Source organism: Mesorhizobium sp. M00.F.Ca.ET.216.01.1.1, assembly GCF_004010325.2.
Taxonomy (GTDB): Bacteria; Pseudomonadota; Alphaproteobacteria; order Rhizobiales; family Rhizobiaceae; genus Mesorhizobium.
In genome coordinates, this window is sequence record NZ_SADR02000004.1 from 293902 (window position 1) to 307448 (window position 13547).

Below are 13547 nucleotides of genomic sequence, written 5' to 3' on the forward strand. Positions count from 1 at the left end.
GAATCACGTTGTTGACGGTGCAAGCATCGCCGTCAAATCGCTCAGTCCGAGCGTGGCGGGCGCGCAACACTCAATCAGGTATAGCAGTCGCTAGGGCTATATGCATTTAGTGACACGGCCACCCGATCTTTGCGGTCGCAAGTCTTTACCAAGTGTCGTTTCTCGGCAAGGCTGATCATTGAGGCACTCACGCCGCGAGGATTGAAGAATGCTTAACCAGGCAGAAACACTCTACCCATCTCTGACCCCTCTTGCGGTCCAGGTCCGCTGGAAGGTTCCAACCGAATTTCCGGCGTGCCCGGACGAATTCACCGACGACGCCCTTCTTCTTTATGAATCGCGCCTCTCTTTCGGAAGTATCTTCGCGCGCAACCAGCTCTCCACGAGCCTCGTCGTCGACCGGAATCTCAAGGACGATGACCTGATCGTACTCACTCATTTTGCCGGCGACGCCATAAAGAATTGGGCAGTGGCCCACATTTCAATCCATGATGGCCTTTTCCATCACCGAAGCGAATTCACCTTCTTCAGTCTCAAGGGCGCTCTGAAGCACTTCTGCGAACTAGCTGGAGAGGACCTTGGCGACTCGATCGATGACTATTGCTGATGACGTATCAGCTGATGTCGATGCAGAAATGTTGCTGCATATTGACGATTCCGGTTGAGCGTGGGTGTCGAGTGTGAGCGATGACCTTGTGACGTCGGTCAGGTTCGAAGTCATGGTGCCAAGCAGTATCAATAAGGATGATGCCGGAGGGGCCAAGATGGAACATGAGAACCTGCTAGTCGTCGGTGCCGACTTCTCGAAAATGCGCACGCGCTGAATACGACGTGGTGATCTGCAGACCGGAGGTGCGTTTGAGTTCCATATAGACCTAAACTCGCTATAAGATACGCATCATGCGTTGGAGTTGCACCTCCGGGCTGTGCGCAACGTCGTGGCGGATGACTCCTTTCTACCCAGTGGTCCGCAAAGCCGCCTGTCAGCTTGCGGGCCCAACGCGGTCATTTCGGAACATGCAAGCAGACTAAATAGCGATTGGAACTCAATAACCACGCGGCCACAGCGTTCATGGTTTGTACTTCTAAAGTCGCATAATTGGCAGACTGGAACATGGAACTTGGGTCGCGAGGTGGATCAAATGCGTTACGCAGGGTCGCAGAACGCGCAAGAGACATTGCAGGTCATCTATAATCGAGCTGTCGGCCCAGCCGACTTCCTATTCGTGCCAGTGAGCAATGGCAATCGTACCAGCGACAGCACCCATTGCTCGCTGCTGCTCGTTGATGGCCGCAACCCGGAGCGGGTCGCCTATCACCACGACTCCTCCCGGACAGGGCCACAACGACGAGCCTGCAAACCAGCTCGCAAGGGTGCTGAACGGCACCTTCGAGGCAGCCCCCATGACCCGACAGCCGAATGCTTATGACTGCGGCGTGTTTGTGTTGGCACGTGGGCGCCGATTGGACAATTGATGGCCGGGCAGCGGCGCCGGGTCGCTGCGACGACCTCGTCGCCGACCGGCAGGCGCTGCAAGACCGGCTGAGGCGGCGCTTCCACACGGGATTTGTCTAAAATTCCAAGGGGGATTTGTGGAGGTATGACGCCGACAGGCCGCCTACCGCCAGACTACCCCGCTCATGAACGCGACGCCGGCAGCACTCCCATCTCCTTGAGCAACCAGGCAGCGCCGTCAATCTTGTCCATGGTCCAAAGCATGAAGCGACTGTCGACATGGATGCTTCGACTGCGGTCTGCGGCATATGCCCAATCGGAGATCACTCCATCGAGCGTGCCATCAAAGGCGAGACCGACGAACTCGCCGCGCCCATTCAGCGTGGCCGAGCCGCTATTGCCATTGGTAATGTCGACCGTGGACATGAAGTCGACCGGCAAAGTGCCCAGCTCCGGCGCGACATAGGGGCCATAATTCTTGGCCCGGATCGCAGCGACGGCGGCGGCGGGCGCATCAAACTCGCCCTTGCCAGTGTGCTTGGCCAGAAGTCCCTCAGCCGTGGTGAATGGCGTCCAGATCTGCCCGTCGCGTGTTCGCCCCGACACCTTGCCCCAGGTGATGCGCAGCGATCCATTCGCGTCGGGATACACCGGCCGGCCAATCGCCTGCCAGTAGGCGCGCAGGCCCTGCATATAAGTCGCGCGCGCCGCCTGCGCTCGGCCAGCGCGGTCCTTCGCCGCGCGCTCCGCAGCTATGTCGCCGGGATAGAGCGCGACCGCCAGCTTGATGAAAGGATCGTCCGACGCCTCGAAGGCAGCAGCCCGCTTGTCGAGCCAGCCGAGCCGCGTGGCCGTGTCGGCGAGTTTGGTTTCTGCATAAAGTCGGTCAAGGCCGATTTGGTCCAGAGCCGTTTCGAACGCAGTATCGCGGTCCTTTGCGTCTAGCCGGCGATATTCATCGAGCGCGGCCTCAAATAGCTTGCGATCGATGTCGGGCAGGTAACCGCGTTCGATCTGCGTCAGTTGATCCACGGTCTGGTTACGGTCACGATCCTGAAAGCCGCGTTCGCGGTCTTCATCGAGCTTCTCGTGCTCCTTGGCCCAGCGATACAGAGTGCGCGCGGATGAGAGCATTTGCGCGCGGTTCAGCAGCGCCTGGCGCAGCCCCTCGAGCGAGGCCTGGCTATTCTCGTCCACCATGGCGCCCAGTTCGCCGATCGCTGCGCCATAGCGCGCCTGCCGCGCGGGATCGTCGGCGACCCAGTCGAGATAAGCTTTCTCCTCGATAGCCTTGCGCACGTCGAGCCCGATCGCATTGGCCCCGGCGAGATCGCCCGCCAACTTCTTCTTGTAGTTTTCCACGCCTTGCAGGATGGAGGCGTAGCGGATCTGCGCTTCTCGATTGCCTGCCGTGGTTTGGTTTATCTGGGCCGCATAATCCGACAGCAAATGCTGCAACAGCGGTTCGTACCGCGCGAAATTGAACCGTACTTCATCCGCCGTGCGGAACCGATTGGTTTCTCCGGGAAAGCCGACGACCATGACGAAATCGCCGTCTTGCACGCCTTTAGAGGCAATGCGCAGCCAGCTCTTCGGCCGGTAGGGCACGTTGTCGCGCGCATAAGGCCGGGAGGAACCATCAGGAGCGACATAAGCGCGGTAAAAACCGAAGTCGCCTGTGTGGCGCGGCCACGTCCAATTGTCCGTTTCGCCGCCGAAGTTACCGATGCCGAGCGCGGGCGCATAGACTAGGCGCACGTCCTGAATTTCGAGCTTCTGCTGGAGATAGTAGGAGGCGCCGCCATAATAGGACTCCACGTCGCAGCGGCGATTGGGCTGTTCTTCACATGCGGCGATCAGCGCCTTCCGGTTCCTGTCGAGCCGCTCATAGCGGGCAAAGCCGTTCAGCTTGTCCGATACGCCCTTGAGCATGTCGGCGGTCACATCACGGATATCCTCGATCACATAGATGCGGCTGCCGGGCACCGCGGGTAATTCTTCACCAAGGCTTTTCGCTAGAAATCCCTTGGTGAGATAGTCTTGACTCTCCTTGCTGTTGTACTGGATCGATTCCAGCACGCAGTGACGGTTGGTCGCAACCAGTCCTTGCGGACTGACGAAGGAAGCTGAACATCCGCCCAGTGATACGATCGCGTTGAGCGGGGCAGTGTCTAGACGGCTGAGCTGCGCGGGATCAAGCTGGAGTCCATTCGCGCGCATGGCCGCGCCAAGTTCCGTAATCTGGGCCGGCATCCACATGCCTTCGTTCGCCGACGTCCAGAGCAAGTTCATAGCGGTGGCTTGGGCCAAACGACTAAAATTCGAGTTCATGCTGATCTCGTTCCCATTCTGTGTATTGTTCTCCGCTGATCTGGATCGATGAGCTATCGGGCTGACCGGCGTCCGCAAGCGCCTGCGCGGCAGCCACTGGGTGAAGAGTGAGTGGACGGTCAACACAAAAATCTGGGTGACGCTCCCCTCACATTGTATCGGCAACGTTTGCGGATCATCCGTTGCACTAATCGTGCCAAAGGATGCCTGAGACGCCCTTCGGGTCCCGCGGAGAAGTCATTCGAGACGCCTCTAACAATATCTCCCGCATTGCGGGCCGGCCATTGGAGCGCCTCGTCAATAAAGCTTTCAATCACCTACGTGGTAAGGGCCTTGCGTGTCCGACCTCCGACATTTGGGTCCGACCTCCGACATTTGGTTGTAGACCCGACACTCTCGTCCTCGCTCGCGACGAAGCCCACTGCCGAACAGCCGTCGTTAATTGTGAGAATGCGTGCTATCGTTTCTGTTACGTGCGGTGTTGCGCGAGGACGAGGGTGCGAGGAGTGCCCGGACTTCCCCTTGCCGCAAATCCGCTCGGCGCTTGGCGACATAACCCGGCGGACTATGTGCGCGAGTGCCGGCGTGAGGCGCGAAAGTAAATCTGGGATGAAACGTCGACCATCCGAATCGAGCATGGAAACCTCATCAAAGCGACAACCGCCAACCGGGTTCGCGAGGCAGGCGCGTTCGTCGTCCCGACGAACATCACCTTTGCTGTCGTCGCTCGGGACGGAGCCAGATACGGCATGTCCGCCGAATCCCTTGAAAAGGTGAGCTTCGTTCTCGATGCCGGCTTGTCGGCGCTCGAAACGCTTCAAAGCGCTGGCGTGACCATGGGCTACGGCTCCGATCTGCTTGGCCAGATGCATAGGCACCAATCAGAGGAATTTCTTCTGCGCGGCCGCGTTCTCAAGCCTCGGGACGTGATCCGATCCGCGACGGTGGATGCTGCCCGCGTGCTCAACATGGAAGGCCTCATCGGCACCATCGCGCCTGGCGCTCACGCAGATCTCATCGCCGTCTACGGCAATCCGTTGAAGGACCTCGCGATTTTGTCCGATCCCGCCCGGCTTCGAAAGATCATCAAGGGCGGGTGAGTGGTGAAGAATGAATAACCAGACGCAGGTAATCCGTTGCCATTCAGGGGAATTACGCAACACATATACAGGCAGGAGCACAACAGAACGTATTGAGCAGCTACCGATGGTTCCGAAGGCATGACGCTGCGATTGCCGCCTTCGTGCTGCCGGTGCTCAAAACTCTCAATCGTCCCTGACCAGCCTTGAAATCTCGGCGCTAATATCGGCTCCTTCGTAGGGCAATGCCTGAGGACGTTTCTCGCACGCCTAGCCGTCATAATACACGCGCTCATTTGATTGCGTGGCATCGGTGGAGAGCGCTGTCACAAACGGCTGGACGACATTCCTCATATCGCGCCGGCGGAGCCTGTTTTCACCAAAGTCGAACTCGCGGGTGACGCCTACGGCCCCTGCCAAGTTAATCCCATTTGAGATCGAATGCGGTGGGCGTGCCGCTCCTAGCAGCGCCGTTTTTCCCATTGACGTGAAAACATCAGAACAAAGTACCTTATGTCTACAGATTTCGTAGAATATCGTTTGGTTTCGGTGGTGGCCTATGGCGCATGTGTGGGAGATAGATGACTTGGCACGATTATCGGTTCTTGGAATATCCGGCGGTGTAAGCAACCCGTCCCGCACCACGGCGGTCGTCAATGCGCTGGTCAAGGCGGTCGCGTTGCGCCTGCTTGCCGACACCGGTCTGATTGAGATCACGGAGGCAGCACCGTCGCTTTTCGCCGGACTATCCCGCGGCGCACTTGGCGCATCTGGAGAAGCGATTATCCAGCGTGTCGAGAAGGCCGATTTGCTCGTGGTCGGAACGCCTGTCTATAGGGCTTCCTACACTGGCGCTCTCAAGCACCTGTTCGACCTGGTCGACTATCGCGCGTTGACGGGCAAGACCGTGCTTCTCGCGGCGACCGGCGGGAGCCCATACCATGGCCTGGTGCTCGAACATCAGCTCCGGCCATTGTTCGGCTTTTTTGGCTCTGTCACCGTCCCTACGGGCGTCTACGGCACGCCCGACGATTTCGTCGATGGCGAAATCGTCGGCGCAGCCATCATCGAGCGTATTGCAAGGGCCGCTACCGACGCGGTCTCCTTGCTCAACTCAAGTCACGCAAATGCCGCCGTCGCCACCCGCGTCGGCTGAGCCAATCAACAGGGGAAACGACGACATGAGTTCGCATTCCGACGCCATCAAATTCGCCTACTGGGTCCCGAACGTCTCCGGCGGCCTGGTCATCTCCAACATCGAGCAGCGGACGGGTTGGGATATCGACTACAACCGCAAGCTCGCCCAGATTGCCGAGGCCAACGGGTTCGACTATGCGCTGAGCCAGATCCGTTTCACAGCCGGCTATGGGGCCGACAACCAGCACGAATCAGTCTCGTTCAGCCATGCCTTGCTTGCCGCGACCACAACGCTGAAGGTCATCGCAGCGATCCTGCCCGGTCCGTGGAACCCTGCGCTGGCGGCCAAGCAGATCGCTACCATCAACCACCTGACCAATGGCCGCGTCTCCGTCAATGTCGTCAGCGGCTGGTTCCGAGGCGAGTTCGCCGCGATTGGCGAACTCTGGCTCGATCATGACGAGCGCTATCGCCGGTCGGAGGAATTTATCCGAGCGTTGCGCGGCATCTGGACGGAAGACAGCTTCACGCTGAAGGGCGATTTCTACCGCTTCACCAACTATTCCATGAAGCCGAAGCCGATCGAGCCCTTGCCCGAGATATTCCAGGGCGGCTCGTCGCGAGCCGCTCGCGACATGGCGTCTCGTGTCTCCGATTGGTATTTCACCAACGGCAATACCCCGGAGGAGATCCGGAAGCAGGTCGACGACATCCGCACCAAGGCGAAAGCCAACGGCCACAAGGTTAGGATCGGCGTCAACGCTTTCGCCATCGCCCGCGAGAGCGAGCAGGAAGCGCGCGCCGTGCTCGACGAGATCATCGCCAAGGCGAATCCGGAGGCGGTGCAGGGCTTTGCCGATCAGGTCAAGAATGCCGGCAAGGCCTCGCCGGAAGGCGAAGGCAATTGGGCGAAGTCGTCCCTCGAGGATCTCGTTCAGTACAATGACGGCTTCCGCAGCAATCTCATCGGCACGCCGGAACAGATCGCCGAACGCATCCTGAAACTGAAGGACGCCGGTGCCGACCTGATCCTGCTCGGCTTCCTGCATTTCCAGGAAGAGGTCGAGTTCTTCGGCAAGCGCGTCATTCCTCTGGTGCGCGAACTGGAAGCAGCTCGCGACAGGGAGCTTGTCGCCGCGGAATAGGACGGGCGCGGCCCACGGGGCCGCAGCCGACACGCCTTCAAAAGCAGGAATGTTTCATGATTGGTGCTTCGCTGGGAGCGGCCGCATACGAGCGCGCGTCCGAAATTTCCGCCATCCTCGCGGTGGCTAACCCCGTCGGCGACAGGCGTCTGGCACGCCTGTCGTCACGGCCGGATGTGGTTCTCGCGCTGAGCGGGATCGGCATTTCCTTTGGCGGGGTCAAGGCGCTGAGCGATGTTGATCTCGAAGTGGAAGTCGGCGAGATCCGCGCGGTGATCGGCCCCAACGGCGCCGGCAAGTCCTCACTGATCAACATCATCAGCGGCCTCTATCACGCCGACCGCGGCAGGATTGCGATCGGCGGGCAGTCCTTCTCCCGGGTGCCGGCGAGCCGTCTAGCACGGCTCGGCGTTGCGCGAACCTTCCAGAACCTGGCGCTATTCGGCGGTCTGTCCGTGCGCAACAACATCGCGTGCGGCCGCGTCCACACCAGGCGCGCCAGTTTCGTCGAACATATTGCAGGTCTGCCACGCGCCCGGAGCGAAGATGCGGGAATCGCCGAAAAGACCGATCAGATAGTCGCCTTCCTGCATCTCGAAAGCGTCGCCGACCGCCTCGTCGCCACCTTGCCTTACGGCCTGCAGAAGCGGGTCGAGCTGGCGCGCGCGCTGGTCGCCGAGCCGAAGCTGCTGCTGCTCGACGAGCCGATGGCCGGCATGACGGCGACCGAGAAGGCCGAGATGGCCGGCTTCGTGCGCGCCGCGCGCGACCGGCACGGCGTCACCATCATCCTGATCGAGCACGACATCGGCGTCGTCATGGGCCTCTCCGACCGCGTCGCCGTGCTCGACTACGGCCGCAAGATCGCAGACGGGACGCCGGCCGAGGTCAGGGCCGATCCGGCAGTGATCCGGGCCTATATCGGCACCGCCGAGGGCGAGAATGGCGAGGACATCTGATGAGCTACTATGATTTCCTCTTCGTCATCGAAGTGCTGGTCGGCGGCCTGCTCTCTGGCGTCATGTATTCGCTTGTCGCCATAGGTTTCGTGCTGATCTACAAGACGTCGGGCGTGCTGAACTTCGCGCAGGGGTCGATGGTGCTGTTCGCAGCGCTCACCTTTGTCAGCCTCGTCGAACGCGGCATCCCCTTCGCGCTTTCGCTGCTCATCACCTTCGCGGTCATGGTCGCGCTCGGCTTCACCATCGAGCGGACCGTGCTCAGGCCACTGGTCAACCGCTCGCCGATGACGCTGTTCATGGCGACGCTGGGGCTCTCCTACACCATCGAAGGTGCCGCCCAGCTTATCTGGGGCACGCAGGTGCACGGGCTCGACCTCGGCATCGACGACACCCTTCGAGGTCGGCGGCATACTGATCTCATCCTTCGACCTGCTGGCGGCGGCGATCGCCGCCGCCATGGTCGCAGGCCTCAGCGCCTTCTTCTATTGGACGCGGATCGGCCTTGCGTTTCGCGCCGTCGCCGACGATCAGTTCGCGGCCCTCGCCGTCGGGCTGCGGCTGCCTCGCATCTGGGGCACCGTGTGGACGGCGGCCGGCTTCGTCGCGCTGGTCGCCGGACTGTTGTGGGGCGCGCGTCTCGGCGTCCAGTTCTCGCTGTCGCTGATCGTGCTGAAGGCGCTGCCGGTGCTGGTGCTTGGCGGCTTCGATTCCATCCTCGGCGCCATCGTTGGCGGCCTCATCATCGGCGCCAGCGAGAAGCTGGCCGAGGTCTATCTCGGCCCGTTCGTCGGCGGCGGCATCGAGGGCTGGTTCGCCTATGCGCTGGCGCTGGTTGTGCTTTTGGTGCGCCCCTCCGGCCTGTTTGGCCAGAAAACCGTCGAAAGGGTCTGAACCATGGCCGTGCAAGCTCTCGACGCCGCAAGGCTTCCAGTCGACTGGGCGAAACTCGTTCAGAAGCTGGCGTTGGCGACCGCCCTGTTCGTCGTCGCCTACGGCGTGGTCCCTGCCTATGCTTCGGGCTATCTGGTCGAGGCGATCCTGCTGCCATTCCTGGCGCTCAGCCTGGCGGCGGTCGGCCTCAATTTGCTGACCGGCTATTGCGGCCAGCTCTCGCTTGGCTCTTCCGCCTTCATGGCGGTGGGCGCGTTCGGCGCCTACAATTTCAACCTCAGGGTCGAAGGCCTGCCGCTGGCGGTGACCATGATCCTGGCCGGAATTTCCGCCGCCGGCTTCGGCGTCGTGTTCGGCCTGCCCAGTCTCAGGCTGCGCGGCTTCTACCTCGCCGTCTCGACGCTCGCCGCCCAGTTCTTCGTGCAATGGGCGCTGACCAAGTTCGGCTGGTTCTCCAACGACAACCCGTCCGGGGTGATCTCGGCGCCGCACCTGGCCGTCGCCGGTCTTTCGCTCGACAGCGCGACCGGCCGCTATTTGCTTTCGGTCACCACGGTCATGGTGCTGACGGCCCTCGTCTGGCGCTTGGTCAACAGCGCGACCGGTCGCAACTTCATCGCCGTGCGGGACAACGAAACCGCCGCACGCGTCATCGGTGTGCCGGTGCTGCGAACCAAGCTTCTGGCGTTCGCCATCTCGTCGTTCATCATCGGTATCGCCGGCGTGCTGTGGGCCTTCACCTATCTGCGCACCGTCGAGCCGGCAGGCTTCAATCTCGACCGCTCATTCCAGATCCTGTTCATCATCATCATCGGCGGGCTGGCCTCGATCCGTGGCGCGTTTTGGGTGCGGCGTTCATCGTTGTCCTCCCGCTCTTTCTGTCCCGGCTCGGCGCATTCCTGTTCGGCGGCCTGTTCGATTCGGGCGTTCTCGACATGAGCCAGCGCATCGTGCTCGGCGCCATTATCATCATCTTCCTCATCGCGGAACCGAGCGGGCTGTCGGCCCTCTTCGACCGCCTCAAACGACGGATCGGCTCAAGGTCCAGCTGATTGCCGCTCAACTTCCTCCTCCGCTCGGACCAACCCATCAGGAGACGTAAGCAATGACCTTCTTCAGTCACCTAAGAAAAGCGGCGATCGCCACGGCCTTCGTGCTCGGCGCGACGGCGGTTCACGCCGAAGAACAATACTTTCCCCTGCAGAGCTACCGTGTCGGTCCGTATGCGGCCGGCGGAACCGGCTTTTTCGGTGGCTTCATCGACTATCTCAACCTGATCAACATCCGCGACGGCGGCGTCAATGGCGCCAAGCTGGCCTGGAGCGAAGGCGAGACGCAATATGAGGTCGAGAAGGGCGTCGAGGTGTATGAACGGTTGAAGAGCAATCCCGGCATCGCTGCCTGGAATCCACTCTCGGTCGGCATCGCCTATGCCATGATCGATCGCATCACCGACGACAAGGTGCCGCTGATCACCATCAACCACGGCCGCACAGACACGACCGACGGGCGGGTGTTCCCTTACGTCTTCCCGCTGCTGCTCAATCCTTACAGCGAGACCTCCGGCATCGTGAACTACATCGCGTCCAAGGAAGGAGGCCTCGACAAGCTCAAGGGCAAGAACATCGTCGTGCTCTATCACGGCTCGCCCTATGGGAAGGAGACGATCCCGATCTATGAGCTGCTGTCGCAGAAATACGGCTTCGAGCTGTCGCAGATCGAGGTGCCGCATCCCGGCAACGAGCAGCAGGCGCAGTGGCTGACCATCCGGCGCGAGCATCCTGACTATGTCGTGCTGCGCGGCTGGGGCGTGATGAACCCCGTCGCCTTGAAGACCGCGCAGAAGACAGGCTTCCCGGCCGATCACATCATAGGCAATGTCTGGTCGAATTCCGAAGAGGATGTCATCCCCGCCGGCGATGCCGCCAAGGGCTATACGGCCATCACCACCCAGGCCTCGGGTGAGCGGTATCCGGTGGTCCAGGAGATCGTCAAAACGGTCTACGGCGACGGCAAAGGCAATCTCGAGGACAAAAGCCGCATCGGCTCGGTCTACCACAATCTCGGCATCGTCAATGGCATCCTCAATGTCGAGGCGGTCCGCATAGCACAGGCCAAGTTCGGCAACCGCACGCTGACCGGCGACGAAGTGCGTTGGGGCTTCAAGCATCTCAAGCTCGATCCGGCGCGCGTCGAGGCACTCGGCGCCAAGGACCTGTTCCACTCGATCAACGTCTCCTGGGACAATCACGAGGGTGACGGCTACGTGACCTTCCAGCAATGGGACGGCAAGAAGTGGAATGTCGTCTCCGACTGGATCGCTCCCGACTGGAAGCTGCTGCGTCCGATCATCGAGAAGTCGTCCGAGGCGTATGCCAAGGAAAAGGGCATCAAGATCCGCACGGCCGAGGACGCCGACGCGGTGGTCAGCAACTGAATTTGGTATGGTGCGGCCGACAAATCTGGCCGGCCGCGCCATCCACCTTCCCGAGCGGAGTCATCGATGTCCATCCCGGAATACCCGATACTGTCAGTTAGCAGCGTGGAGGCTGTCTACAACGGCGCCATCGCCGCCCTACACGGCGTCGACTTGTTGGTTGGCAGGGGCGAGATCGTCGCGCTGCTCGGCTCCAACGGTGCCGGCAAGACGACACTGCTGCGCGCCGTATCCAATCTCCTCCCGGCCGAGCGCGGCGCCATTACCGCCGGTCGGATCACCTTCGGTGGCGAGGATGTTTCAAGGGCAAGCCCCTCGCACCTAGTCCGCAGCGGCCTTGTCCAAGTCCTCGAGGGCCGGCATTGCTTCCGCTCGCTGACGGTCGAAGAGAACCTCTTCACCGGCGCGCTCGGACGCTCGTCCTCTCGCACGGGCGTCAAGGCGGACCTGGATCGTGTCTATTCACTTTTCCCAAGGCTCGCCGAGAAGCGGCGAACCCGGTCCGGCCTCACTTCCGGGGGCGAGCAGCAGATGACGGCTATCGGCCGGGGTCTGATGTCGCGGCCGAAACTCTTTGTTCTGGACGAGCCGTCGATGGGGCTGGCACCGCTGATCGTCGACGAGATCTTCAGCGCCCTGAAACGGCTCAACCGCGACGAAGGCCTTTCGATCCTCGTTGCCGAACAGAATTCGGCGGTCGCGCTGAAATACGCCGACCGCGCCACCGTGCTCGAGAACGGCGTCAGCGTGCTGGAAGGATCGGCTGCCGACTTGCGCCAGCGCACCGATATCAAAACCTACTACCTCGGCGGCGCGCCGCTTCCACCGCAACATTTTCCCAAGGAGACAGCAGCATGACCATCCAATCCAGGCAGGCGTCGGATAGCCGCAGTGCCGTCCCGCCGGTCGAACGACCCTCTGCCAAGGCGCATGTGATCAAGGCCGATGCCGAGGCAATCGCTGTCGCCGAAAAACTCGCCGCCGAATTCGCCAGGGATGCCTCCAAGCGGGATCGTGAACGCATCTGGCCGAAGGAAGAGCTCGATGCGTTTTCGCAGAGCGGCCTGTGGTCGATCAACGTGCCGAAAGCCTATGGCGGGCCGGAGCTCTCCTATGTGACCCTGTCGAAGGTGATCACCATCATCTCGGCGGCCGATCCGTCGCTCGGCCAGATTCCGCAGAACCATCTTGGCGTCGTCGCCGCTATCCGCACCGTCTCCGACGAGGCGCAGAAGAAGCTGCTTTTCGCTGAGGTGCTGTCCGGCACGCGCTTCGGCAACGCGTTCTCCGAGTTCGGCTCCAAGCGCGCGGCCGACTTCGAGACAAAGTTCGTCGACGCCGGCGACCATGTCGTGGTCAACGGCCAGAAATTCTATTCGAGCGGTGCTCTGCTTGCCCATCTGGTTCCGATCGTGGCGCTCGATGACGAGGGGCGCGCCTGGTATGCCATCGCCGATCGCGGCGCGCCCGGACTGACGGTGATCGACGACTGGTCGAGCTTCGGACAGAAGACGACTTTGTCCGGCACGGTCCTGCTCGACAATGTCAAGGTGCCCAAAACGCATCTTGTCCCCGGCTACAAGGGCTATGACAGGCCGACGGCCGACGGCGCCATCTTCCAGATCATCCAGGCCGCGGTCGATCTCGGCATCGCCAAGGCGGCGATCGACGAGACTGTCGGCTTCGTGCGCACCAAGTCGCGCGCCTGGATCGACAGCGGCGTCGATCATGCCTGGCAGGATCCTTATACGATCCAGGCGATTGGCGACCTTCGCCTGCGGGCCAACGCGGCAGAGGCGGTTCTGGAAAGGGCCGGGCTTGCGGTAGATCGCGCCGTGGCCGACCCGAACGAGAAGACCGTCGCGGAAGCGCAGATCGCGGTTGCCGAATCCAAGATCCTCACGACAGAGATCGCCATCATTGCCACGAACAAGCTGTTCGAGCTCGCCGGCACACGCTCGACGCTGGCCGAGCACAATCTCGACCGGCACTGGCGCAACGCCCGCACCCACACGCTGCACGATCCGGTGCGCTGGAAATACGCGATCCTCGGCAACTACTACCTCAACGACGTAAATCCGCCGCTCCATGCCTGGAGCTGAGCGAAGC

9 protein-coding genes and 2 pseudogenes are annotated in these 13547 nt (G+C 61.4%); 10 read left to right on the top strand and 1 reads right to left on the bottom strand.

The features are described from left to right. The first annotated feature begins 208 nt into the window (after window positions 1-208). Complete coding sequence (locus EN859_RS08150) at window positions 209-607, top strand: hypothetical protein (protein WP_091600482.1); 399 nt, start codon at window positions 209-211, stop codon at window positions 605-607. Between the two features lie 1032 nt (window positions 608-1639). On the opposite strand, the gene EN859_RS08155 is transcribed toward EN859_RS08150, so the two are convergent. Next, a complete protein-coding gene (locus EN859_RS08155; protein ID WP_091600481.1) occupies window positions 1640-3787 on the bottom strand; it encodes a S46 family peptidase in 2148 nt (715 codons plus the stop codon). A 647-nt stretch (window positions 3788-4434) separates the two neighbouring features. Here EN859_RS08155 and EN859_RS08160 point away from each other — a divergent pair. From EN859_RS08160 to EN859_RS08200, 9 genes and pseudogenes are all read left to right on the top strand, one after another. Further along, window positions 4435-4887 (top strand): amidohydrolase family protein, encoded by a 453-nt coding sequence (locus EN859_RS08160; RefSeq protein ID WP_236473437.1) that lies wholly within the window; start codon window positions 4435-4437, stop codon window positions 4885-4887. Window positions 4888-5452: 565 nt separating this feature from the next. Next, a complete protein-coding gene (msuE, locus tag EN859_RS08165) occupies window positions 5453-6022 on the top strand; it encodes an FMN reductase (protein WP_236473434.1) in 570 nt (189 codons plus the stop codon). 25 nt (window positions 6023-6047) lie between these two features. Continuing rightward, window positions 6048-7148, top strand: coding sequence for a dimethylsulfone monooxygenase SfnG (gene sfnG / locus EN859_RS08170; protein WP_091600500.1), 1101 nt, complete (start codon window positions 6048-6050; stop codon window positions 7146-7148). Between the two features lie 56 nt (window positions 7149-7204). After that, window positions 7205-8107: an ABC transporter ATP-binding protein gene (locus EN859_RS08175; RefSeq protein WP_091600479.1), complete on the top strand. Its 903-nt coding sequence runs from the start codon at window positions 7205-7207 to the stop codon at window positions 8105-8107. Beyond that, window positions 8107-9001, top strand: a pseudogene (locus tag EN859_RS08180) (branched-chain amino acid ABC transporter permease). The gene EN859_RS08175 and the pseudogene EN859_RS08180 overlap by 1 nt, the downstream one beginning before the upstream one ends. A 3-nt stretch (window positions 9002-9004) precedes the next feature. Further along, window positions 9005-10053, top strand: a pseudogene (locus tag EN859_RS08185) (branched-chain amino acid ABC transporter permease). Window positions 10054-10106: 53 nt separating this feature from the next. Beyond that, on the top strand, window positions 10107-11438 hold the full coding sequence (locus EN859_RS08190; protein WP_126089951.1) for an ABC transporter substrate-binding protein: 1332 nt from the start codon (window positions 10107-10109) through the stop codon (window positions 11436-11438). A gap of 66 nt (window positions 11439-11504) precedes the next feature. Beyond that, window positions 11505-12296 (top strand): ABC transporter ATP-binding protein, encoded by a 792-nt coding sequence (locus EN859_RS08195; RefSeq protein WP_091600476.1) that lies wholly within the window; start codon window positions 11505-11507, stop codon window positions 12294-12296. Next, on the top strand, window positions 12293-13540 hold the full coding sequence (locus EN859_RS08200; RefSeq protein ID WP_095517101.1) for an SfnB family sulfur acquisition oxidoreductase: 1248 nt from the start codon (window positions 12293-12295) through the stop codon (window positions 13538-13540). Before EN859_RS08195 ends, EN859_RS08200 begins: the two co-directional genes overlap by 4 nt. Window positions 13541-13547: the final 7 nt, after the last annotated feature.